Source organism: Anoxybacillus sp. MB8 (genome assembly GCF_011006755.1).
In the GTDB taxonomy this organism is placed as follows: domain Bacteria; phylum Bacillota; class Bacilli; order Bacillales; family Anoxybacillaceae; genus Anoxybacillus; species Anoxybacillus gonensis.
The window spans coordinates 1-24173 of sequence record NZ_RXXX01000043.1; the positions used below are offsets into that span (position 1 = coordinate 1).

The 24173-nt window shown below is 43.4% G+C and carries 19 protein-coding genes; 15 read left to right on the forward strand and 4 right to left on the reverse strand.

Features of this window, described 5'->3' with window-relative positions; translation table 11 throughout:
- The first annotated feature begins 32 nt into the window (after nucleotides 1–32).
- The 11 genes from EKC99_RS12745 (at nucleotide 33) to EKC99_RS12795 (ending at nucleotide 10799) form a co-directional block, all read left to right on the forward strand.
- Complete coding sequence (locus EKC99_RS12745; protein ID WP_483296097.1) at nucleotides 33–170, forward strand: winged helix-turn-helix domain-containing protein; 138 nt, start codon at nucleotides 33–35, stop codon at nucleotides 168–170.
- A 17-nt stretch (nucleotides 171–187) separates the two neighbouring features.
- On the forward strand, nucleotides 188–700 hold the full coding sequence (locus tag EKC99_RS12750) for an IS630 family transposase (protein ID WP_163151694.1): 513 nt from the start codon (nucleotides 188–190) through the stop codon (nucleotides 698–700).
- Nucleotides 701–925: 225 nt separating this feature from the next.
- Nucleotides 926–1915: a LacI family DNA-binding transcriptional regulator gene (locus tag EKC99_RS12755; RefSeq protein ID WP_163152173.1), complete on the forward strand. Its 990-nt coding sequence runs from the start codon at nucleotides 926–928 to the stop codon at nucleotides 1913–1915.
- Nucleotides 1912–2796 (forward strand): ribokinase, encoded by an 885-nt coding sequence (gene rbsK, locus EKC99_RS12760; protein ID WP_163152175.1) that lies wholly within the window; start codon nucleotides 1912–1914, stop codon nucleotides 2794–2796. The genes EKC99_RS12755 and rbsK overlap by 4 nt, the downstream gene beginning before the upstream one ends.
- A 5-nt stretch (nucleotides 2797–2801) precedes the next feature.
- A complete protein-coding gene (gene rbsD, locus EKC99_RS12765) occupies nucleotides 2802–3197 on the forward strand; it encodes a D-ribose pyranase (RefSeq protein ID WP_163152196.1) in 396 nt (131 codons plus the stop codon).
- 28 nt (nucleotides 3198–3225) lie between these two features.
- Nucleotides 3226–4701 (forward strand): sugar ABC transporter ATP-binding protein, encoded by a 1476-nt coding sequence (locus tag EKC99_RS12770; RefSeq protein ID WP_163152198.1) that lies wholly within the window; start codon nucleotides 3226–3228, stop codon nucleotides 4699–4701.
- The gene (rbsC, locus tag EKC99_RS12775) at nucleotides 4701–5663 is read left to right on the forward strand and encodes a ribose ABC transporter permease (protein WP_163152178.1); all 963 of its coding nucleotides are present in this window, start codon (nucleotides 4701–4703) and stop codon (nucleotides 5661–5663) included. The genes EKC99_RS12770 and rbsC overlap by 1 nt, the downstream gene beginning before the upstream one ends.
- 31 nt (nucleotides 5664–5694) lie before the next feature.
- On the forward strand, nucleotides 5695–6621 hold the full coding sequence (rbsB, locus tag EKC99_RS12780; protein WP_163152180.1) for a ribose ABC transporter substrate-binding protein RbsB: 927 nt from the start codon (nucleotides 5695–5697) through the stop codon (nucleotides 6619–6621).
- A gap of 206 nt (nucleotides 6622–6827) precedes the next feature.
- Entirely contained in the window at nucleotides 6828–7865 is a 1038-nt protein-coding gene (locus EKC99_RS12785; protein ID WP_163152182.1) for a LacI family DNA-binding transcriptional regulator, read from the forward strand.
- Nucleotides 7840–9375: a gluconokinase gene (locus EKC99_RS12790; protein WP_163152184.1), complete on the forward strand. Its 1536-nt coding sequence runs from the start codon at nucleotides 7840–7842 to the stop codon at nucleotides 9373–9375. Before EKC99_RS12785 ends, EKC99_RS12790 begins: the two co-directional genes overlap by 26 nt.
- Before the next feature lie 83 nt (nucleotides 9376–9458).
- Nucleotides 9459–10799 (forward strand): GntT/GntP/DsdX family permease, encoded by a 1341-nt coding sequence (locus EKC99_RS12795; protein WP_163152186.1) that lies wholly within the window; start codon nucleotides 9459–9461, stop codon nucleotides 10797–10799.
- Nucleotides 10800–10962: 163 nt separating this feature from the next.
- Here EKC99_RS12795 and EKC99_RS12800 read toward each other — a convergent pair whose 3' ends face one another.
- Complete coding sequence (locus EKC99_RS12800; RefSeq protein ID WP_240468880.1) at nucleotides 10963–11655, reverse strand: plasmid pRiA4b ORF-3 family protein; 693 nt, start codon at nucleotides 11653–11655, stop codon at nucleotides 10963–10965.
- Nucleotides 11656–11820: 165 nt separating this feature from the next.
- Between EKC99_RS12800 and EKC99_RS12805 the strand changes: the two genes are divergently transcribed.
- From EKC99_RS12805 to EKC99_RS12820, 4 genes are all read left to right on the forward strand, one after another.
- Nucleotides 11821–13122, forward strand: coding sequence for a UDP-glucose dehydrogenase family protein (locus EKC99_RS12805; RefSeq protein WP_035067491.1), 1302 nt, complete (start codon nucleotides 11821–11823; stop codon nucleotides 13120–13122).
- 70 nt (nucleotides 13123–13192) lie between these two features.
- Nucleotides 13193–14161, forward strand: a complete 969-nt coding sequence (gene galE, locus EKC99_RS12810) for a UDP-glucose 4-epimerase GalE (RefSeq protein WP_163152188.1) — start codon at nucleotides 13193–13195, stop codon at nucleotides 14159–14161.
- 131 nt (nucleotides 14162–14292) lie between these two features.
- Complete coding sequence (locus EKC99_RS12815) at nucleotides 14293–15801, forward strand: glycine betaine uptake BCCT transporter (protein WP_163152190.1); 1509 nt, start codon at nucleotides 14293–14295, stop codon at nucleotides 15799–15801.
- A 94-nt stretch (nucleotides 15802–15895) separates the two neighbouring features.
- Nucleotides 15896–18952 (forward strand): efflux RND transporter permease subunit, encoded by a 3057-nt coding sequence (locus tag EKC99_RS12820; protein WP_163152200.1) that lies wholly within the window; start codon nucleotides 15896–15898, stop codon nucleotides 18950–18952.
- 104 nt (nucleotides 18953–19056) lie between these two features.
- On the opposite strand, the gene EKC99_RS12825 is transcribed toward EKC99_RS12820, so the two are convergent.
- From EKC99_RS12825 to EKC99_RS12835, 3 genes are all read right to left on the reverse strand, one after another.
- Entirely contained in the window at nucleotides 19057–21756 is a 2700-nt protein-coding gene (locus tag EKC99_RS12825) for a DEAD/DEAH box helicase (protein ID WP_163152192.1), read from the reverse strand.
- Entirely contained in the window at nucleotides 21753–23372 is a 1620-nt protein-coding gene (locus EKC99_RS12830) for a hypothetical protein (RefSeq protein WP_163152194.1), read from the reverse strand. Before EKC99_RS12830 ends, EKC99_RS12825 begins: the two co-directional genes overlap by 4 nt.
- A gap of 208 nt (nucleotides 23373–23580) precedes the next feature.
- The coding region (locus EKC99_RS12835) for a UPF0236 family transposase-like protein (RefSeq protein ID WP_205597784.1) at nucleotides 23581–24173 on the reverse strand (593 nt) is incomplete at its 5' end.

Sequence of the window (24173 nt, forward strand, 5' to 3'; positions counted from 1 at the left end):
AGTCCTACATCCAACAAACCTATGGTGTTTCGATGTCACGGGAAGGCATTCGGAAGTTGTTGCATCGTCTTCGCTTGTCATGGACACGTCCGACCTATAAGCTCGTCAAAGGCGATCCTGTACTTCAAGCGGCGTTTGAAAAAGAACTTGAGTTTATAAAAAAAAACTAATCACGGAAGAAATCGTTCTGCTTCATGTCGATGAGACGCATGTTCGCGCCTATCAAGCGCTTCGTACGACATGGGCAGAAGTAGGGAATCAAAAACAAGTGCCAAGCTACGGTCATCACGCCCACGTATCCATTTTTGGTGCCGTCGACGTGCAACAAGGTGATGTCGTGTTTCATCGCGCATCATCCGCCAACGCCGAAACGTTCCTCGACTTTTTGCGCCTGTTAAAAGAGAAATATTCCGACCGATTCATCGTGCTTGTGTTGGACAATGCGCGTATTCATCATGCCAACATGGTTCGAGCCTTCCTTCAAAGCGAAGAAGGCGATGCCTTTCATTTTATTTTTCTCCCGCCGTATTCGCCTCATTTGAATCCGATTGAACGGTTGTGGAAGTGGCTGAAAGACGAAGTCATCGCCAACATCTTGCATAAAGATCAAAAAGACATCGCCCAGTCGATTACTCGGTTTGAACAACATGTCTTACAGCATCCAGATGAGGTGTTACGCCGCATTGGGTGTGCTGTGTAAACCAGAGGTTAAAATGTCAATTTGGATGTATATAGTTTAAGTTGAAATTTATCAAACTCTCTCAATGAAACGAGAAGCAATATGTTTGTACAGAGTGATGGGGAGAAATGGTTCTATTTTTACGAATATTGTCGATAAAAAATCATAGGAAATACTTGCTTGTATTTGAAAGTTTCTGCTATATTATATGTAACCGGTTACAGAAAACGAAGGTGGAGAACAAATATGGCTACAATCCGGGATGTTGCTAAGTTGGCAGGGGTATCGGTCGCAACGGTTTCGCGTGTGTTGAACCAAAACGGTTATGTGAATGAAGAAACAGAAAAACGGGTGCGAAAAGCGATTGAGAAATTGAACTATAAGCCGAATGAAGTGGCACGGACGTTATTTAAAAAAACGTCAAAAACAATCGGGCTTATTGTTCCCGATATTTCAAACCCTTTTTTCCCTGAACTTGTTCGTGCTGTTGAAGATGTGATGAACATTTACGATTATACGGTTATTTTGTGCAATTCCGATGAAAAAAGCGAAAAAGAGAAGCAATATATGGACGTGCTAAAGCAAAAATGTGTAGACGGCATGATTTTAACGACGAATCAACTGGCTATGGAGGAAGTGATGGAGTTAGATATTCCAATCGTCGTTCTTGACCGGCCGTCAGATCATTCCTTTCCATCGGTCATTGCGGATAATTATCATGGAGCCAGGCTAGCAACAAGGCATTTGTATGACATCGGATGCCGAAAAATTGCCCATGTTCAAGGTCCGGCGCATGTAGTAAACGCGATGCAGCGTTTTTACGGGTATCGGGATGAAATGAAAAGTTTAGGGCTTTGGGAAGAAGCGCTCATCATTCAAGGAAATTATCAGCTAAGACAAGCGAAAGAAGCGGTGCTACAAGCTCTTCAAACAAATCTAGTTGATGGAATTTTTGCTGGGAACGATGCGATGGCGGTTGGAGCGCTAAAAGCTGTTCAACAACTCGGGCTACGTGTCCCGGAAGATGTGGCAATCATTGGGTATGACGGTATCCCATTAACAGAGATGACGACACCGGAACTGTCGACCGTTTCACAACCGATTTATGAAATGGGAGCGATTGCAGCACGGCTTTTAGTGAAAAAAATTGAAGGTCAATTCATTGAGCAGCTTCATTACGTATTGCCTGTTACACTTATTGAGCGAGAGTCGACGAACAGGAGGGGAAAATCGTGAGAAAGCCGACAATCACAGTCATTGGAAGCATGAATATGGACTTAGTAACGATTGTGAAACGAATGCCGCTACAAGGCGAAACGGTACTAGGGGAAATGTTTCGCCTCATCCCTGGGGGGAAGGGAGCGAATCAAGCGGTAGCGGCAGCACGGCTTGGTGCGGACGTTCATATGATAGGTGCTGTTGGTGCTGATGCGTTTGGAACAGAGTTGCTTCAGCATTTAAAGAGAGAAGGAATTTTTGTTGACGGTGTGAAACCGGTTACAGATATTGAAACGGGTATTGCGACAATTGTCATTTCGGAAGGAGATAACCGTATCATCGTCGTTCCTGGGGCCAATCATGCACTATGCCCAGATGATCCAGAGCGATGGGAAGAGAAGATCGCAAAAAGTGATGTTTGCCTTCTTCAGCTGGAAATTCCACTTTCTGTTGTGGAACGGGCGGTGTGGATCGCAAAACGGCACGGTGTTCGCGTCATTTTAAATCCAGCACCAGCGCAGCCGCTTCCAGACATGTTACTCGATCAAGTAGATGTTTTAACGCCAAATGAGCACGAAAGAGATATTGTGCTAGCAGGGAGAGCGATAGAGAAGTGGGCGCACAAATTTATCGTGACAGAAGGGAAACGCGGCGTTTCGTTCCAGCGAAACGGTGAATGGATACGTATTCCAGGGTTTCACGTACCAGTTGTCGATACGACAGGGGCAGGGGATACGTTTAACGGGGCGCTGGCGGTGGCGTTGAGTAAAGGTATGGCATTAGAAGAAGCTTGCCGTTATGCGAACGCGGCAGCAGCACTTTCAGTAACAAAGTTAGGGGCGCAAACGGGAATGCCGACAAAAAAAGAACTTGAGTCGTTTCTTGCGGAGAAAGGGTGAAAATGATGAAAAAACGTGGGGTATTAAATAAAGAACTAAATACAGTATTTGCTTCGCTAGGGCATACAGATATGATTGTCATCGCTGATTGTGGGTTGCCAATTCCGGAAGAAGTGACGCGCATTGATTTATCCGTTGTTAAAGGCTTTCCGTCCTTTTTATCTGTACTCGATCCCATTTTAGAAGAATTGGAGATTGAAGCGATTACCATTGCGGAAGAAATGCAATCACACAATCAAATCATGTACCAAGAAATACAGAAGAGATTTACGAACACGACGACACATATCGTTTCCCATGAACAACTAAAAGAAATGATGAAATCAGCCAAAGCGGTGATTCGTACAGGAGAAGCGACTCCTTACGCCAATATGATTCTTCACTCCGGCGTTAATTTTTAAGGAGGAGAGAGACGTGCCATTCATTCAAATGAAAGGAATTAAAAAGGCGTTTCATCAACATCTCGTCTTGGATGGAGTCGATTTTGAAGTATGTGCAGGAGAAGTGCATGCGCTCATGGGGGAGAATGGAGCAGGAAAATCGACGTTAATGAAAATATTGACGGGGATGTATGAAAAAGATGCCGGGACGATTACGGTAGATGGCAAAGAGGTTCATTATCGGCACCCAAAAGAAGCGGAGCGAGACGGCATTGTGTTTATTCATCAAGAACTGAACATCATTCCGACGTTAACAGTTGCAGAAAATGTATTTTTAGGACGTGAACATACGATCGGGAAAACAGGATGGATTCGTCAAAAAGAAATGACGAATGAGGCGAGAACATATTTACAAAAACTTGGTATGGACATCGATCCGAATGAAGTTGCAGGCCAATTATCCGTCGGAAAACAACAAATTATTGAGATTGCTAGGGCATTATCAACAAATGCTAAATGTTTAATTATGGATGAGCCGACAGCGGCGTTAACCGATCGAGAAATTCAAACGCTCTTTAACGTCATTCGTACGTTAAAACAACAAGGGGTTGCGATCGTTTATATTTCGCATCGAATGGAAGAAATTTTTACGATTTGCGATCGTATTTCGGTGTTGCGCGACGGTCAGTTTATCGGAACGAAGCAAATACGTGAAACGACATTTGATGAAATTGTTCATATGATGGTCGGCAGACAAATCGGAGAACGCTTTCCGAAACGAAGTGTCCGCATTGGTGAAGAACGACTTCGCGTTGAAGGGTTAACACAAAACGGAGTGTTTCATAACGTTTCATTTGCGGTGCATGCAGGAGAAATTTTAGGAGTCGCTGGGTTGATGGGTGCTGGTCGTACGGAGATCATGGAAGCGATTTTTGGTGTTCGAAAAATCGATGCAGGAACGATTTATATAGATGGACGACCAATGAAAATTGCATCACCACGGCAAGCTGTCGAGCATGGCATGGCTTTTATTACCGAAGATCGAAAAGGAAAAGGTCTTATTTTACAAATGACGGTTCGTGAAAACTTAACGTTGCCGAGATCGGAGCAGCTTGCGACGGCTGGATTCATTGATGACAAAAAAGAAAACGAACTTGTCCGTTCTTTAATAGAGCGACTTCATATTAAAGCAGCTACCGCTGAAATACAAGTGAAAGCGTTAAGTGGGGGGAATCAACAAAAAGTCGTATTTGGAAAGTGGTTAGCGATGAATCCTCGTCTTCTTATTTTAGATGAGCCAACACGTGGGGTAGACGTCGGTGCGAAAAAAGAAATTTACGAGATTATGAACGAACTAGCTGCGCAAGGGGTTGCGATCATTATGGTATCGTCGGAACTTCCTGAAATACTTGGAATGAGTGATCGGATTATGGTTGTTCATGAAGGAAAAATAACGGCGATTCTCGATAACGACAATGTCGATCAAGAAACGATTATGCGCGCAGCGACAGGGGGAGACGTATAATGCAAAAGCCAATCGTCCAGGAGAAAACAAATGTTTGGAAGCTAAATATAACGAAGCTCGGACCGTTCATGGGATTATTGTTGCTTTGTATCATACTAGCTTTTTTAAGCGATAGTTTTTTTACGTTTGATAACTGGCTGAATATTTTTCGGCAAGTATCCATTAATGCGTTAATTGCATTCGGTATGACATTTGTTATTTTAACAGGCGGAATTGATTTATCTGTAGGTTCTGTTTTAGCGCTTTCTAGTGCATTGGCAGCCGGATTTATGGCGGATGGTACGAACGGACTTGTCGCGATGATCATCGGTATTCTAGCGGGACTCGCTATGGGGGCGCTTAATGGTGTGATTATTACGAAGGGTAGAGTTGCACCATTTATCGCCACATTGGCGACAATGACTATTTTCCGCGGTGCGACGCTTGTGTATACGGAAGGACGGCCGATTACAGGATTTTCAGATGAACTTGCTTTTCAAATGATTGGACGTGGATATTTTTTAGGTATTCCCGTACCTGTTGTATTGATGCTTGTCGTGTACGTCGTGCTTTACGTTGTATTAAAGAAAACGACATTTGGTCGCCATACGTATGCGATTGGTGGAAATGAAGAGGCGACGCGGCTGTCAGGAATTCGCGTGGATCGCTTGAAAATTTGGATTTATTCCTTAACAGGCGGCTTAGCTGCTTTAGCGGGCTTAATTTTAACGTCTCGCCTGAATTCTGCTCAGCCAACGGCAGGAACTGCTTATGAGCTCGATGCGATCGCAGCAGTTGTGTTAGGAGGTACAAGTTTATCAGGTGGAAAAGGATGGATTTTTGGTACACTAATCGGTGCGTTAATCATTGGCGTATTAAACAATGGATTGAACTTATTAAATGTTTCTTCATTTTACCAACAAGTAATTAAAGGCGTTGTCATTCTTCTTGCGGTTATTTTAGATCGCCGCAAAGAAGTTTGATATAAAATTTTAAACAAAGCGGGGGAGAATCATGAGAAAAGTTGTAAGCATGTTGACAGCGATTTTGTTTGTCGTATGGGGACTTGTTGGTTGTTCGTTAGACAGCGGCACTTCAACGAACAGCACGGAGAAAAAAGAAGAAGGCGATGTAAAAATTGGTTTATCGATTTCTACGTTAAACAACCCATTTTTCGTGACGTTAAAGGAAGGGGCGGAGAAAGCAGCGAAAGAAGCAAATGTATCGTTAACGGTTGTTGATGCACAGAATGATCCAGCAAAACAAACGAGCGATATTGAAGATTTAATTCAACAAGGGGTAGATATTATTTTAATTAACCCGACAGATTCTAGTGCTGTGACATCATCGATTGAGTCAGCGAACAAGGCAAACATCCCAGTGATTACAGTCGACCGTAGCGCAGATGGTGGCGAAGTGGTAGCCCATATTGCTTCAGATAACGTTGCAGGAGGAAAAATGGCAGGTGAGTTCATTATTGAAGCATTGAAAGATGGAGGAAATATTGTTGAGTTAGAGGGGATTCCAGGCTCATCTGCTGCTCGTGAACGTGGAGAAGGATTTCATCAAGTGATTGACAAAGCAAGCAATATTCAAGTAGTCGCAAAACAACCGGCAGACTTTGACCGCGCAAAAGGATTATCGGTCATGGAAAATATTCTTCAAAGTCAAAAAGACATTAAGGCAGTATTTGCGCATAACGATGAAATGGCGTTAGGTGCGTTACAAGCGCTTGAAGCACAAGGAATGAAAGATGTCATCGTCGTCGGATTTGACGCGACAGATGATGCTGTAAAAGCTGTACAAGAAGGGAAAATGGCTGCAACGATTGCCCAAAAACCAGAGTTGATTGGTGAAAATGCTGTCAAAACGGCACTAAAAGTCATAAAAGGTGAAACGGTAGAAAAATTTATTCCTGTGCCTTTGGAATTAGTAAAATAATATCGTGAAATGGTAAAACCGCCAGAAGCCTAAGTAATGAGGCAAGGGGCGGTTTTTTTGTGTACACTCATCTGCCAAACGTATGGCTGATCGTAAAAAATGGAATGTGTCGAAATATTTCGGTTGTAAAACGCTTTCAATTTCATATATAATACAACTAAACCGGTTTATTTACTAAATCGATTTAGTAAAGGGGAATGAATACGGTGCGGAAAGTGACGATGGCGGACGTAGCAAAACTGGCGAATGTTTCAAAAAGTACAGTATCGCAATATTTAAATAAAAGATATGAATATATGAGCGAAGAAACGAAAAGGCGCATTGCGGAGGCAATTGAGGAATTACAATATCGCCCAAATGTTCTCGCCCGTAGTTTAAAACAAAAATCAACAGCGACGATTGGCGTCATTGTTTTCAACATTTTGCATATGTTAACGACGCAAGTGCTCCGTGCAATTGAGGATATGTGTCAACAACATGATTTCCATGTCATCGTTTGTAATACAGATGACGATCCTGAAAAAGAAAGAAAATATATTGATATGTTATGGGCGAAACAAGTGGATGGGTTTATTATTTTCCCGACAGGAAAAAATGTAGAGTTGTATAAAAAAATGCAAGAAGCGCGCTTACCGCTTGTGTTTGTGGACCGTACAGTTGCGGGGATCGATGCGGATTCGGTTTTGTTGGATAATGAGCGTGCTGTTCAGTTAGGTGTACAGTATCTCATTGAACAAGGATATAAACATATTGGGCTTGTTGCACCGCCATTTGCTCCACACGTCATTCCACGTACAGAGCGCATCGAAGCTTTTCATCATGCGTTGCGTGATCACGGTGTTTCAGTGGAAAAAGAGTGGGTTATTACCGAGCATGTGAAGCGCATCCCGGAGCGATTAGAAGCTCTTTTTAACAGTAATAAACTGCCTGAGGCGATATTTGCGATAAATGACTTAACGTTAATGGAAGTATTAGCGTTCGTGAAAAAACACCAACTCGCCATTCCGAACGATCTAGCAGTCATAAGTATTGATGACGTTCCATTTGCATCGATTTATACCCCTTCGTTAACAACGATTGCACAGCCAACGTTTGAAATGGGAAAAATAGCGGCAGAACGGTTGTTTATGCAAATGAATGGTGAGATGTCTCCACAAATGTTTCGGCTTGCTCCAATGTTCATAGAAAGGGATTCGGCAAAGAAAAGAGGAGAAAAAAATGAGTCAAGTTGTCATCGGAGTTGATATTGGTACAACGAGTACAAAGGCTGTCATTTTTGACGAAGATGGAAGCATTCGCTCCATGCATGCGGTCGAATATCCGATGCTTCATCCGCAACCGGGATGGGCGGAACAAGATCCGCACGTTCTTTTTTCCGCGGTGATGCAAAGTATACAGGGAGCGATATACAAAGGACATGTTTCCGCAAAGCAAGTAAAGGCGATTGGATTTAGTGTCGCCATGCATTCAATGATGTTAGTAGATGAACACCACCGACCTTTGACGAACTGCATCATTTGGGCAGACAACAGAAGTAGCGAACAAGCTGAACGGCTTCGAGCAAGTGAACAAGGGGTGGCGATGTATAAAAAAACGGGGACACCGATTCATCCGATGTCACCGCTTGTGAAATTGATGTGGTTTAAAGAATGTGCGCCAGATGTATTCAAACGAGCATATAAGTTTATTTCCATTAAGGAGTATGTGTTATATCAATGGTTTCATCAGTACGTTGTTGATTATTCGATTGCTTCGGCCACCGGTTTGTTTTCTTTGCAAACATTTGATTGGGATGAAGAAATTTTAACGTTTCTCGGCATCGAGCGTAGCCAGTTGTCTTCTCTCGTTCCTACGACATATACGCTACAAGGAATGGATAAAAAATGGGCTGAACAGCTCGGTATTTCTTCTCGCACCCCTGTTGTCATTGGAGCGAGCGATGGCGTGCTTGCGAATGTCGGGGTAGGTGCCGTATTACCCCATGAGGCTGCTATTACGATTGGAACAAGCGGGGCGGTGCGAACGATTTCCCCTTTTCCAAAAACAGATGAACGAGGGCGGACGTTTTGTTATGTGTTGACAGAAAATGAATGGGTTGTTGGCGGACCGACAAATAATGGGGGGATTTTATTACGTTGGTTGCGTGATGAATTTGGGGCACAAGAAAAAGAAGTAGCAAAGCGGCTTGGAGTAGACCCATATGATTTATTGACACAATATGCCGCTCGTGTGCCTGCTGGATCGGAAGGATTGTTATTTTTGCCGTTTTTATCAGGGGAGCGGGCCCCGTATTGGGATGCGCATGCGCGTGGAACATTTTTTGGTATTCGTTTGCAGCATAAGCGCGAGCATTTTATTCGTTCAGTCATGGAAGGCGTTTGTATGAGCGTATTTTCGGTAGCACTTGCGGTCCGCGATGTCGTTGGGCCGTTATCGGAAATTCGAGTATCGGGTGGATTTGCGAAGTCGCCGTTTTGGCGTCAAATGTTGTGCGATATGATGGGAAAAGAGCTAATCGTCCCTGAAACGCATGAGGCATCGGCGCTAGGAGCAGCAGCATTAGCTCTTTACGCTCAAGGAGATATTTCGTCGCTACAAGAGGTGAAATCGTGGCTACGCATTTCTTCGTCTCATACACCAAATGAACAACATACAGCGATTTATGCGGAATTGTTTGACTTGTATACACGTCTATATATGCGATTAAAAGATGAATTTCAAATCATTTCTTCTTTTCAAAGTAAATATGTATAAACAAAGGGGGTGATTCACTTTATAACTAAACCGATTTAGTAATTGTAAGCGTTTACTTTAAAAACAAGGGGGAGCGGAGTGCAATGACATCATCTTCATTAATTTTCATCGTTATCGCAGGGATTAGTTTATTGTTATTTCTTATTATTCGTTCAAAATTGCATGCATTTGTCGCTTTATTGTTAGTTAGTTTACTCGTCGGAGTGGCGGCTGGCATGCCTTTGAAAAGCGTCATTGAGTCCATCCAAAACGGAATGGGTGGGACACTTGGATTTGTCGCAGTTGTTGTCGGATTAGGCGCGATGTTTGGACAGATGCTCGAGGCGTCAGGAGGGGCTGAACGACTAGCCCAAACGTTAATGAAAAAGTTTGGTGAAGATAAAGCACAGTGGGCGCTTGGAATTACTGGGTTTTTAGTTGCGATCCCCGTATTTTTCGACGTTGGGTTTATTATTCTTGTACCCATTGTTTACGGTTTAGCGAAAAAGACAGGGCGATCTCTTTTATATTACGGCATTCCTTTGCTTGCTGGTCTAGCGGTGACGCATAGTTTTATCCCGCCAACACCAGGGCCTATTGCGGTTGCGAATTTAATTGGCGCAGATTTAGGTTGGGTCATTTTATTCGGTTTTATTGCTGGTGTACCTGCAATGATGATAGCAGGACCTTTGTTTGGGAAGTATATTGCTAAAAAAATCCATGCTTCTATTCCTTCGTATATGGAATGGAAAGAGCATGATAACGAACGGGATTTACCTAGCTTTGGATTAATTGCGGTGATTATTCTCATTCCTTTGCTCCTTATTTTAATGAATACCGTTTCAGGGGTTGTTTTGCCAGAGAAAAATATGTTTCGATCGTTCTTTACGTTTTTAGGACATCCGTTTGTTGCCTTAACGATCGCCACATTATTAGCTTTCTATTTCTTAGGACGAAAGCGCGGTTTTTCAAAGCAACAAGTACAAGATATTGCGACAAAAGCGCTTGAACCGGCTGGAATTATTATTCTTGTCACAGGAGCTGGTGGAGTGTTCAAGCAAATTTTAGTCGATTCAGGTGTCGGTAAAGTGCTTGCAGATATGATGGCGACATCTACGTTACCTCCAATTGTGTTAGCTTTTATCATCGCTGCGCTCGTTCGTATTTCGCAAGGCTCAGCAACAGTAGCAATGGTGACATCCGCTGGATTAATGGCTCCATTTATTGAGACGCTTAACTTAACGGGTCCGATTTTAGGTTTAATTACAATTGCGATTGCAGCGGGAGCGACAATTCTTTCACACGTCAACGACTCAGGATTTTGGCTTGTCAATCGCTACTTTGGTTTAGAGGTGAAAGATACGCTAAAATCATGGACAGCGATGGAAACAATCATCGCTTTCGTCGGTTTTTCCGTTGTTTTTATTATTAGTTGGTTTGTATGATCGGATAAGAAAAGGACCACTTCAATTTTAGCCATCCTTCTTTACAGGTGCTAACACATTTTTTGCGGGAAGCTTAATTAAAACATATCAAAATCGTTTCCTAACAGACGTTCATACGCGAGAGAGGACTGTCCTTTTTCAGCAGTCCTCTCGCATTTTCACACTACTTGAAGCGAATGGTCGCAAGTCGTTGGTTTACTTCTTCAATGTCAAAGCGCTCTGGATCAAAGTCGTCTCCGTACCATTCGTCATACCATTCTAAAAACTCTTGACGCTCTTGTTTTCGCGTATCGTCTTTCATCATATCGATCGCATCTTGGTAGCCCCAAACCCCACCAACATCTTCGGGAGGGCATGCTCGTGATCCTTTGATGCAAATCGGATGTGTTAACGGTTCGATTCGTTTTTCGATTTTCTCCAATGTAATGATATGATCCCAGTTATCCCCGAAGTCGTACGTATACAACACTTTTTGTTTCTCTTTACTTAAGTATTTTTTAATCGGTGTTTTTTGTGAATCGAGCTTGTCCTTCCAAAGAGTCATAAAGCGATCATCTGGATGTGGGACGTCAATGATCGCATCACTTGTTTCGAACTGATACAAATGGTAATTTCCCCATCCCATCGCCTCTTGAATAATGAGATGGAGCTGATCGAATGTTATGTCGCTTGGGACGAGCACACGTCGCCAAATCGGTGGACGAATACCGCGCAACTGGATTTTTAATTGATAAATTGTTTCGGCTTTCTTTACTTGTTCTAAAGTTCGTTCAATCTCATGGCGAAGCGAAGCGGGTAATGTTTCGTAATCTGATAACTTTGTAATCTTTTTTAATGTTTCCCATGCAGTTGGCATATGCTATTCCTCCTCTGTCCTTTTACTATAATCATAGACAAATGTTCACTTTCTTATAAGTAAAATGACTTACTTTCTAAAAAATATTTTTCAAAATAGCTGTGTCGTGCAAAAGTGTTCGCATTTGTGTAAACTGAAAAAAAAAGACAGGCACGGAGGGTAGCAATGAACATTGTCGTCGTTGGAACAGGGTATGTTGGATTAGTAACAGGGGTAGCGCTTGCTCATGTGGGGCATCGGGTGACGTGTGTTGATGTTGATGAAGAAAAAGTAAATCGCATGCGACAAGGCATTTCTCCGATTTATGAGCCGGGGATTGAGCAGTTTATGAAAGAAAATATGGAAGCGAATCGGTTGTTTTTTACAACAGACGGTGCGAGTGCGTATCGCGAAGCAGATGTGATTTACATCGCGGTCGGCACGCCTGAAAACGAAGACGGTTCAGCGAATTTGACATATATTGATCAAGCGGTGAAACACATCGCCTCATCGGTGATGAAAGATGTCATTGTTGTGACGAAAAGCACGGTGCCCGTCGGGACGAATCATGAGATGCAGCGCATGTTTCAACAGCTCGCTCCGCATGTGCGCATCGATGTCGTGTCGAATCCGGAATTTTTACGTGAAGGGTCAGCGCTTTATGATACGTTTCATGGCGATCGCATTGTGATCGGGGCGGATGATGAACGAGCGGCAGCTGTGGTCGCGGACATTCATCGTCCATTTGGCATTCCGATTTTTCAAACAGATATTCGGAGCGCAGAAATGATTAAATACGCTTCTAACGCATTTTTAGCAACGAAAATTAGTTTTATTAACGAAATTGCAAACATATGTGAAAAAGTTGGCGCAGATATTGAACAAGTGGCAGCGGGAATGGGAATGGATGAACGCATCGGCTCATCGTTTTTACGTGCAGGCATTGGATATGGCGGTTCGTGTTTTCCGAAAGATACGAAAGCGTTAGCGAAAATTGCAGCAAATATAGATCATGATTTCGAGTTGTTGAAGGCAGTCATTGAAGTAAACAATAAACAACAACGAAAGCTCATTGAAAAAGCAAAAAAACGTTTCGGACATATTCAAGGTAAAAAAATCGCCCTTCTCGGTTTGTCGTTTAAGCCAAATACAGACGATATGCGAGAAGCGGCATCGCTTGTTATCGCGCGTGAACTCGTTGCTGAACAGGCGATCGTTGTTGCTTACGATCCGATTGCGATGAATAAAGCAAGAGCGGTATTGCCGAAAGAAGTGATATATGCAAGCCATGTCGAAGAAGCGCTCAAAGATGCGGATGCGGCGATGATTTTAACAGAATGGGATGAGTTTCGACAACTCGACTTATCTGTATACGTCAAGCAAATGAAAACACCAATTATTTTTGATGGCCGTAATTGTTATGCGCTTGAAGACGTCAAAAAATATGCCATCGAATATTATTCGATTGGAAGAAGAGCGATCAAATAAGGAAGAAATGATGCTCGATTTTTCCATATATGTTAATATGGTCGTATATTCGCCTGAAAGGAGTTTCTGTATGATTTTAGTCGTTGGTGGGGCAGGATATATCGGCAGCCACGTCGTCAAACAGTTAGTGGAAACAAACTCGGTCGTTGTGCTTGATCATTTATCGACAGGGCATCGTTATTTAGTCGATAAACGAGCGGTGTTTGTGCATGGCGATTTAGGGGATCGGGCAACGCTCGTGCGCATTTTTGAAAAATATCCGATCGATGCGGTCATGCATTTTGCGGCAAATAGTTTAGTTGGCGAGTCGGTTGTCGAGCCGATGAAATATTATAAAAATAATGTGGCAGCGACGTTAACGTTATTAGAAACGATGATGGAATATGGCGTCAAACGGTTTATTTTTTCGTCGACAGCTGCGGTGTATGGGATTCCGAATGTTGATATCATTACAGAACAATGTCCGATGCTTCCAATTAACCCGTACGGTCGCTCGAAGTTAATGATTGAGCATATGCTTTCCGATTTTGCCTCAGCGTACGATTTACGTTACGTGGTGTTGCGCTATTTTAATGCGGCAGGTGCGCATGTAAGTGGCGACATTGGGGAAGACCATGACCCAGAAACGCATTTAATTCCACTTATTTTGCAACATTTGCTCGGATTGCGCGATAAAATTTCAGTGTTTGGCACAGATTACGATACACCAGATGGCACATGTATTCGCGATTACATTCATGTGATGGATTTAGCAGAGGCGCACATTCTCGCTTTGCATGCCCTTCTTGCTGATCAGAAAAAGACGGCTGTATACAACCTTGGCAACGGTCTCGGCTATTCGGTGAAAGAAGTGATCGACATGTGTGAGCGCGTGACAGAGAAAAAAGCAACGATTGAATATACAGCGCGCCGTCCGGGAGATCCGGCCCGCCTTGTTGCTTCATCCGAGAAAATTGCCCGCGAACTCGGTTGGCAAGCGACACGTTCGTTAGAGGAAATCATTACAACTGCTTGGAATTGGCATAAAAAGCATATGTAAAAAAGGGGAAGTCGTCTCATTTGACTTCCCTTTTCCATTTTGTTACCATGGTTATAGCTACACATGCCTCATCAACTCCCGAAGACGCTAACACGATCCCCATAAGCACGATAAAATAGAGGGGGGATTTGATGCGAGAAACAACACCCGTGTTTTACATTTCCATTGTTATTGCGATTTTATTTATTGGATGGGGAGTCATCCCTGAAAGTGTATGGCCGCAATTTCATTTAGCACAAGTGAGTGCGGCAATACAAGACTTTTTAGTCCATAAGTTTGGTTGGTTTTACTTATTAGCAGCAACCTTTTTCCTCATCTTCTGCATCACGATGATTTTTTCGAAATATGGAAACATTCGACTTGGGGCAGATGATGAAAAGCCAGAGTATAGTTACCGAACATGGTTTGGTATGTTGTTTAGTGCAGGAATGGGAATCGGGTTAGTGTTTTGGGGTGTGGCGGAACCGATGTATCATTTTTACAGTCCACCTGTTGGTGAAGCAGAAACAGCAGAAGCTGGTCGTGTAGCGATGCGATATGCGTTTTTCCATTGGGGGCTTCATCCTTGGGCCATTTATGCCGTTGTCGCTTTAGCATTAGCTTATTTTCAGTTTCGAAAAAAAGAGCCAGGGGTCATGAGTCGTGTATTGTATCCGTTATTTGGCGAACGCGTGAACGGTTTAACAGGAATAGCGGTCGATACGTTAGCGGTATATGCGACTATTTTTGGTGTAGCGACATCGCTCGGATTAGGAGCTATTCAAATTAGTGGAGGGCTGTCTCACCTTTCTCCGAATATACAAAATCATTTAACGACCCAAATGATTGTCATTTTAGTAGTTACCATTTTATTTATGCTCTCTGCACAAACAGGGCTCAATAAAGGAATTAAAATATTAAGTGATACGAATGTGATGCTTGCGGTACTATTAATGGTTTTCTTACTGTTTGCAGGTTCGACAAACTTTATTATGGATGTATTTACAGCAACGCTCGGTTCTTACGTTCAAAACTTGCCGTCGATGAGTTTACGGTTAAGGCCATTCGAACAAAGTGAATGGCCGCGCGTTTGGACAATTTTTTACTGGGCATGGTGGATTGCTTGGGCGCCGTTTGTTGGATCATTCATCGCTCGCGTGTCGCGTGGACGGACGGTACGAGAGTTTATGATTGGCGTATTGCTCGTTCCAACCATTTTTAGTGCTCTATGGTTCTCTGTGTTTGGTGGCTCTGCTCTTTATTTAGAAATGTTTGAACAAGCGGACATTATGAATACAATGAACGAATTAGGCATTGAAATGGCGCTCTTTTCTGTCTTTAACCATTTTCCGCTTAGTACGATTTTGTCAGGGCTCGCGATTCTACTGATTTGTACGTTCTTTGTTACGTCAGCAGATTCAGCTACGTTTGTGCTTGGGATGCAGACGACAAACGGAAGTTTAAATCCGTCGAACTCGGTAAAATTTACTTGGGGAATCATTCAAGCAGCAACAGCAGCTATTTTGCTTTGGACAGGTGGATTGCAGGCGCTCCAAACAGCGTCGATTATCGCAGCATTCCCATTTACAATCATCATGATCTTTATGGTCATATCGCTATTACATTCGTTTAAAAAAGAAATGATTGTGAAGAAGAAATAACCGGCCATTGTGTCGGTTATTTTTATAGTCTAAAATTTGACAATTGTTTTTCTGTTCGCTACCCTATCATTAGAATACACATGGGGGGGATATGATGGGCATTAGCCATTTTTCGATTCGGCGCCCTGTGCTGACGTTTGTGTCGATGATTATCGTCATTCTTTTAGGGGCGGTATCGTTATTAAATATTCCGATGAAGTTAATCCCAGATATTCAGCCACCTGTTGGGGTTGTTGTGGCGACGTATCCGGGGGCAGGGCCAACGGAAGTGCTTGAAAAAGTAACGAAGCCGTTAGAAAGCAGTTTAGTGACGTTACCGGGGTTAAAGTCGATGACGTCAACATCCCAGGAAGGCTCAGCGCTCATTTTATTGCAGTTTTCATGGGCGACAGTCATTGATGAAATGCAAAATGATGTGATGCAGCGCATCGATCAAGCACCGCTTCCAGATGATGTGCAAAAGCCGCGATTTTTAAAGTTTGACCCATCGCAGTTTCCGGTCATTCAAATGACGTTAACGAGCAAAGACGGAACGGGTGAGTTGAACGCATTAGCGCAACAGTTAAAAGCGGAGCTTGCAAAAACGGAAGGTGTGGCGAGCGTGAACGTATCGGGCACGTTAACGAAACGGGTGCGAGTGCTCGTTGATCCGAATAAGCTCCGTACATATCGCCTTTCTCAACAAGATATCGCTAACTTGATTTCAGCTAATAACGTGTCGCTGCCGGGTGAAACGGTTGTTATCGATGAGCGGCAATTGTCGACGCGCATTTTAAGTACCGTGCAATCGGTTGACGATTTAAAAAAGCTTGTTGTTGCGATCAATCCGTTGACGAATGAACGCATTCGTCTACAAGACGTGGCGAAAGTCGAGCTTGTTTCGCAAAAGCAACAAACGATTACGCGAACGAATGAACGGCCATCTGTGCTGATGAGCGTGCTGCAAAAGGCGGATGCGAATACGGCGGAAGTGTCACAATCGTTTCAAAAGCAGCTAGATAAGCTATTGAAAAAAGAACAATTTAAAAACGTACATGTCGATATATTATTTGACCAAGGGGAGTTCATTGAACGGACGATCCGCAATATTGCCCAGTCGCTCGTTTTAGGTGGCGCGTTTGCGATGGCTGTCTTATTTTTATTTTTACGCAATATGAAAAGCCCGATCATTATCGGCATCGCCATTCCGTATTCGGTCATTGTGACGTTCGTTTTAATGTATTTTTCCGACTTTACGTTAAACATTATGACGCTCGGTGGATTAGCGCTCGGAATCGGTATGCTTGTCGACAACTCGATCGTCGTCATTGAAAATATTTCACGCCATTTAGCGATGGGGAAAGAGCCGAAAGAAGCGGCAAAAGATGGGGTGAGCGAAGTCGGAAGCGCCATTGTCGCCTCGACGTTGACGAGCGTGGCAGTATTTATTCCTGTATTATTTATTACTGGATTAATTGGAGATTTGTTTACCGAATTTGCATTAACGATTGCGTTTAGTTTACTTGCTTCGTTGTTTGTCGCGTTAACGGTTGTGCCGATGCTTGCGAGCCGTTGGCTACGTCCGCGCAGACGTTATCGGGAAGAAGCGCGATTATCTTCCGCATCGATGCGCGCGCTGGAGAAAAGTGTGCGTTGGGCGTTGCGTCATCGTTTGATCGTGTTATTGTTCGCACTTGGCTTGCTTGGCGTCGGTGTCGTCGGATTAACGAAAGTAGGGATGCAGTTTTTGCCGAATACGGATGAAGGATTTTTTTCCATTCGCGTACAAACAGGTGACGGCTATGCTTTAGAAGCGACAGAGCGCGTCGTTGCTGCCATTGAACATGAGTTAAACAAAGTCGATGAGATTGAAACGTACGTCAGTCTCATCGGTTCAACGCAAGAACAGTCGTTTCGCGGAACGACACAAAGCAATGTTGCGGAAATATATGTAAAAATGAAGCCGAAAGATGAGCGGAAACGGTCTGTGTTTGTCGTCGTTGATAAATTAAAGTCGCCTGTGCAAAAAGCGGTAAAAAATGTGAATCAAACAGCGGAAGTATCGTTTAACTTGCAAGCGTCGACAGGAAGTGCGCCAAATACGTTAACGTTTAGTGTGAAAGATACGGACGAACAGCGCCTAAAACAAGTCGTCAGCCAAATTGAAAAACGAGTAAGGGCGTTAAAAGAAGTGAAAGAAGTATCGACAGATTTATCGGAAACGGTCGATGAAATTCAAGTACAGATCGATCGCGATAAAGCGTTACAACATGGGCTGACGCCAGCGCAAGTGGCGGTCGTTGCCCAACAAATGACGCGCGGAATGACAGCGACGCGCATCATTGACGCATCTGCGAACGTATACGATGTGACGGTCGAATACGATGAAAACGTGAAAAATTCTGTATCTGACTTAAAGCAGCTGCTTGTGAAAAAGCCGGACGGTTCGTTTGTGAAACTTGGCGATATCGCCTCTGTCACCGTTGGAAAAAGCCGCGTCCAAATTCAGCGGGTAAATGAGCAAAGCGCGGTGCAGTTTACGGTGAAATATAAAAGTTCGGTGACGCTGAGTGACATATCTGCGCTTGTCGACCGAGAAATTGCTAAGCTCGATCTTCCGTCTGAAACAGAAATCGTCTTCGGTGGCGATCGGGAGCTATTAGAATCATCGATTGACGATTTAGCGTTGGCGTTTGCATTGGCGGTGACGTTCGTCTATCTTGTGATGGCAGCGCAGTTTGAATCGTTTAAACATCCGTTTATTATTATGTTTACTATTCCGCTTATGATCATCGGCATTACAGCTGGATTATGGCTAACCCATACGCCGATGAGCGTCATGGTCATTATCGGTGGCATCGTTCTTGCAGGAATTGTCGTGAACAACGCGATCGTTCTTGTTGACTACATGAACCAGATGCGTGCGCGCGGGGAGCGAGATATTATTGTTACAGCGGTAAAACTTCGTCTTCGTCCGATTTTAATGACGGCGTTAACGACGATTTTAGGGTTGTTGCCGCTTGCTTTTGGTATCGGTGATGGGGCGGAACTGAATCAACCGATGGCGATTACGGTCATTGGTGGATTAATCAGCAGCACCTTTTTAACTTTATTTATTATTCCGATTGTATATAGCTTTACGTTACCAAGAAAGTTTTATATTCAAAAATAAACAGCCGGTCGTGCCGGCTGTTTATTTTTTTCGTTCTGCTAGTTTTTTTAACATTTGTTCGATAAGCTTTTCCCAACTTTCTTTTTTCTTTGCCATGTTTCACCTCATGAAAGCGTAAATAGTTCGCGCAATTGTTCGTTCGACAGTTCGGTAATCCACGTGTCGCTTTGGATGAGCTGCTCATTGAGCGCTTGCTTCATTTCAATCATTTCGTCAATTTTTTCTTCGACTGTGCCGGTTGTAATGAATTTATGCACATGAACGAATTTCGTTTGCCCGATTCGATACGCACGGTCTGTCGCTTGATTTTCAACGGCTGGGTTCCACCAACGGTCGAAATGGATGACGTGATTTGCGGCGGTTAAGTTTAGCCCTGTGCCGCCTGCTTTAAGCGATAAAATGAATATATGAAACTGTCCATTTTGAAACTGCTCAATCATCGTGTCGCGCGTCTGTTTCGGTGTGCTTCCGTTTAAAAAGACGACAGTTTCTTTTAAATGTGTCGATAACACCTGTTGGATCATTTCACCCATTTGAATATATTGGGTGAAAATTAAACAACTTTCCCCGTTTTCACGAATTTGTTCAACAAGTTCAAGCAATTTTTCTAGTTTATGTGACCGTTCAACGACTTGTTTTGGATGCTCTTCTTTTAAATAAAGCGCAGGGTGATCGCATAGTTGTTTTAAATTGTTTAACATTTGTAAAATAATCCCGCGCCGCGCAAAGCCGTCCACTTGTTCGAGTTTTTCGAGCGACTGTTGCACAATTTGTTCATATAATGAAGCTTGCTCGACGGTTAGCGGACAATATTCTTTTTGTTCTAGTTTATCTGGCAAATCAAGCGCAATGCGTTCGTCTGTTTTTGTTCGGCGCAGTAAAAACGGGTGAATCAAGTTTTGTAGTTTTTCTGTCGCTTGCTGATCCCCATTTTTTTCAATCGGCGTTGCAAAACGGCGCTGAAATTCTGTCTGTGAGCCTAAGTAGCCCGGATTTAAAAAGTGGAAAATGCTCCAAAGCTCGTTTAACCGATTTTCAATCGGTGTTCCGGTAAGCGCAATTTTATGCCGCCCTTTCAGCTTGCGGATAGCGCGCGCCTGCTTCGTTTGGGCGTTTTTAATGTTTTGCGCTTCATCTAAACAAATGACGTCCCAGTCGATGCCGGCCAAATCTTCAAAATCTAAATGTGCCAAGCTATATGATGTAATGACGAGGTCGTAGCTTTTCACTTTTTCGGCAAACGCATCGCCGTGTTCGCGATTTGGCCCGTGATGGACGTAAACGTTTAAAGACGGCACGAATTGCTTACATTCTTTTTGCCAGTTGCCGATGACGCTCGTCGGACAAATGAGCAGGGCAGGACCGTTTCGTTTCTCATTTTCTTTCACATATGCAAAATAGGCAAGCATTTGGACCGTTTTCCCAAGCCCCATATCATCAGCTAAACAGCCGCCAAAGCCGAACTGGCGCAAAAAGACGAGCCAATCGACCCCGCGTTGTTGATATGGGCGCAACGTGCCGTGAAACGTTTTTGGCACGGGGACGGTCGGGATATGGTCGATATGTTTTAATTTTTGAATAAGCGATGTAAACGAACGGTTCAGTTCAATGTCAATTGGATCTTCATCATTCTCTTGTTTTATTTGTTGCTCAGCAAGTGTTTGCGCCAGTACGTCGCGAATGGATAGCCCTTCTTTTTTTGCTTGTTTCATTAGCGTTTGAACGCGTTGAATAAGCGCAGGATCGAGTTGTACCCATTGATCGCGAATGCGCACGAGGCGACGTTTTTGAGCCACGAGTTCCGCAAATTGCTGTTCTGTCAATTCGACATCGTTTGTGGCGATGCGCCAATCGAAATCGAGGAGCGCATTTAATCCAAATATCGATGTCGAGGATGATTTCACGCGAGCTTTTATCCGAAGTTTTGTTTGTTTGACAACTTCCCACCACGACGGCACAATGACGCGGACGCCTGCTTCGGCGAGTTCAATGGTGGCTTCGACTAAAAAGCGCCACGCTTCTTCTTCGTTTAGTTCGTTGCGCAACTCCCCGTTTTCGCTCAGCCATGGAACGATCGTTTGCCACCGTTGTTGTGCCCGTTCGACGTGACTAGCGTACGCTTGCCAAGCACGCGGCATCGTTCCGTCATAAACGGTTATTTTGTCTGTTTTCGCATCGATGAAGACGGTGTCGAGCGGCCATGGTCCATCGTCTTCGTTCGGTTCACGTAAACGAATCGCAAAGACAAAAGGTGGACGGTTTTGATCCCAACCGATTTCCGTTAACCAATCGTGCTCGTCCATCCATGGTGCAGCGTCGCTTGTCAGAAGCGGGTACGTTTTTACGATTTGTTCCCACGTTTCTTTTAGTTCGATGTCAGATTGAATCCAGTTGTTTATTGCTTCAGAGCGCCACATGGCAACGAACGGATGGTCTTCTTCTGTTCCTTTCCAGCCGAACTGTCCTTTTTTCCATGCTTCAAAATCAGGCATAAACTGTTTTTGTTCGATGTGTGTAATGATTTGTTTGGCCCACGCTTGAAATTGTTTACTTTGTTCATCCCATATGATTTCGATCAGCCCGTTTGTGGATGGATAAGCAAAGAACGTGAGCGCTTCCCACGGGGAAAGGAGAACGCCGATATGTGTTCCAATCGTTTCGATTGGGGCAAATGTGCCATAAAACGTTTCTTCGTGCCAACAAAAGACGAGGTCTCTCCAATTGCTTGGATGCGCATCGTCGCTATAAATGAAAAATTGTTTTTGTTCATCAAGCCAACGGCTTTGCAGTTCCAGTTGCATCATATGAATTTCCCTTTCCGTAATAAATCTTGAAAGGCACGCAATCGTTTTGTTTGCTCAGCGAGTTTTGTAATATATGCTTCCCAGCGAGGCATTTGTTTTAAGGCACGGTAATGAGCCCGTAGTTTTCGTACATGTTTGATCGCTTGTTCGTATGCGCTCCGGTTTTTTTGTTCGATGTAGTACATAATCGTTTGATGATAAAGCGGGAGAACGAGCGAACGATCCGCTTGTTCAACGGATTTTAAATGATATGTTGGAATCATATCGACGGTTGCTTTTTCAAGCATATATAATTCGATGAGCTCTTTCCATTTTTGTTCATCGAATAAGTAGTCGATGTATATATAAAAACTATACGGAAGAAGCTTTTGAAGAAGCTGTTCATATTGTTCTGTTTCGTCGTTTTTTGTCGCGATGCTGTATTGACGATAAGCAGATAATACGGTGCGAACAAACCAATCGCGATCGTTCATACGAAGTGAATGTAAGTATGATTCTATATTTTTTTCAAGCCGATAAAACCACTCCGCCCCACGATGCATTTGTTTTTTCGCAAACGATATATGCATAAAATTGACGATCTGTTCAGTGGCTAAGTATGGAAACGGTTCAATGAGTTCAAAAGCTTGCTGATCGTTTTCAAGCAAAAACGATACATATGAAGCGGCAGCGATAAATGGGATTTGTTGTTCGACGGTTTCTTTCTCATTTAATTGTTTTATCGCCCAGTTGCATTCTTCTTCGCGATATGTCGGATCGGTCAATACATCATTCCATATCGTTTCGTATACATCTAATATTTGTCTAAAGTACGTTAATTCGCCTAACAATATGTTTCGAACGTACGGAATCGAAGCATATATGAGTTGTTCGTGCATCGTTGTACTCGTTTTTTTCGCTAAATCTTTGATCGCTTGTTGTACTTTTGGGACAAACTGAGTGACATGTCGCTCTTGCATGATGGCGGAGTAGCCCCACTCCTGTTGTGGAATATGAACAAGTTTCACAAATGTAAATAAGGCGGCATGGACATAATAAAAATGATCTAAAAACGGTGCTTTTGATTTTGGACGTTCGAATGTAGGAAAAAAAGATTGAACGAGCTTGCGCATATGTTCTTCCTCTGTGAGATCGTAAAGAAACATGCGATCATATCGTTCTTCAAACGATTGCCACCACGCATCAACGATGTTCGTTTTCGCCATATGTTCTATATTTGATGGAGTGTTTGTAACCTTTTGTTTTTCCGTGCTTCCTGTCAGTTTTTGTTTTGCATTTGGCTCTTTCCATTGCCGAATGAAATTTCCGACTGCATCAATTTGATTGTACGCATATAAAAATAACGCAATATTGTGCGGACATAATCCGACTGTTGTGCAAGAACAAGACGAGCTGGCCGCTTGTTTCAGTCGGAAAGAAGGTTCATACGTATGACCGCGGTCTGTCACCTTCCCTTTTAATATATCCTCCTCAACCGTTACGTTATATACATGTCCTGTGCGATACAGTTGCCATGCTCGTTTAATGACGTCGCTATGTTTGTTGTACGGTAAAAGTTTCATGAGACGTTGAGCTGCTTTTGTCATCACTTCTTGCGATAACATCGTCTGTAACATACGAAAGCTCCTTTTTTATCAATTTGCCCTTATTTTAGCATGTGTGTTTGTTGTTTACAAACGAGGGGAATGAAAGGTTTGAGTCAAGACTTTGTGGGAGATTTTTTTCTCGACCGATTTTATTGGTTATATATGGTTTTATAGGCTTGTTTCATGTAAGCGCTTTTATCCTCTCTTATCCTGTAGGTATGTGCCTATATCTGTGTTTTTAAAAACCTTTCAATGCTTGTAATACCTCGTAAATCGGTGTTCCTGAAGACTGACGGAAATACGGAATGTTGTCCCGAATCACTTCCTTCATTCGAGATGAGACGCGTTTCATTGCCTTTTTCACGATCGTTTCTCGTTTCGTTTCTTCTCGTTCTTCCACGCCATACATCACCCCACGGCGTGTCCGAATGAGTAACGTATCTTTTATCGCGGCGATCGCTCGCAACATTGCTTCAATCCCTGCATCTTTCCAACTTCGACCGTTTTTACTTCGTTTCGCAAACACATGCATCGTTCCTTCCGCACTCCCCATCGCTCTCATGTTTGTCGTGTCGATCCCTTTTTCCTTCAGCCATATGCGATAGTCACGCAAACATCCTGGCATCTCCTCGATTCGACGAACAAGCGCCTCGAGTTGCTTTTCCTTCTCCTCATGTTCTAGCGTACCGATGGCACTTGTGAGTTCTCGCAACACACCCTCTTCATCCCATGATGCGAATTTCTTTCGAATCACCCGATATCTTGCATGACCTCGGAACAATTGACGAATCTCTCTCGCCACATGGAACCGATCGAGTTGAAAGTACCCTC

Bases quoted from the DNA above. Each gene is read 5' to 3' on its own strand.
- rbsB (WP_163152180.1), top strand. From the start codon at position 5,695: ATGAGAAAAGTTGTAAGCATGTTGACAGCGATTTTGTTTGTCGTATGG.
- galE (WP_163152188.1), top strand. From the start codon at position 13,193: ATGATTTTAGTCGTTGGTGGGGCAGGATATATCGGCAGCCACGTCGTC.
- EKC99_RS12790 (WP_163152184.1), top strand. From the start codon at position 7,840: ATGAGTCAAGTTGTCATCGGAGTTGATATTGGTACAACGAGTACAAAG.
- EKC99_RS12770 (WP_163152198.1), top strand. From the start codon at position 3,226: ATGAAAGGAATTAAAAAGGCGTTTCATCAACATCTCGTCTTGGATGGA.
- EKC99_RS12755 (WP_163152173.1), top strand. From the start codon at position 926: ATGGCTACAATCCGGGATGTTGCTAAGTTGGCAGGGGTATCGGTCGCA.
- EKC99_RS12800 (WP_240468880.1), bottom strand. From the start codon at position 11,655: ATGCCAACTGCATGGGAAACATTAAAAAAGATTACAAAGTTATCAGAT.
- rbsC (WP_163152178.1), top strand. From the start codon at position 4,701: ATGCAAAAGCCAATCGTCCAGGAGAAAACAAATGTTTGGAAGCTAAAT.
- EKC99_RS12820 (WP_163152200.1), top strand. From the start codon at position 15,896: ATGGGCATTAGCCATTTTTCGATTCGGCGCCCTGTGCTGACGTTTGTG.
- EKC99_RS12795 (WP_163152186.1), top strand. From the start codon at position 9,459: ATGACATCATCTTCATTAATTTTCATCGTTATCGCAGGGATTAGTTTA.
- rbsD (WP_163152196.1), top strand. From the start codon at position 2,802: ATGAAAAAACGTGGGGTATTAAATAAAGAACTAAATACAGTATTTGCT.
- EKC99_RS12825 (WP_163152192.1), bottom strand. From the start codon at position 21,756: ATGATGCAACTGGAACTGCAAAGCCGTTGGCTTGATGAACAAAAACAA.
- EKC99_RS12815 (WP_163152190.1), top strand. From the start codon at position 14,293: ATGCGAGAAACAACACCCGTGTTTTACATTTCCATTGTTATTGCGATT.
- EKC99_RS12745 (WP_483296097.1), top strand. From the start codon at position 33: ATGTCACGGGAAGGCATTCGGAAGTTGTTGCATCGTCTTCGCTTGTCA.
- EKC99_RS12830 (WP_163152194.1), bottom strand. From the start codon at position 23,372: ATGTTACAGACGATGTTATCGCAAGAAGTGATGACAAAAGCAGCTCAA.
- EKC99_RS12805 (WP_035067491.1), top strand. From the start codon at position 11,821: ATGAACATTGTCGTCGTTGGAACAGGGTATGTTGGATTAGTAACAGGG.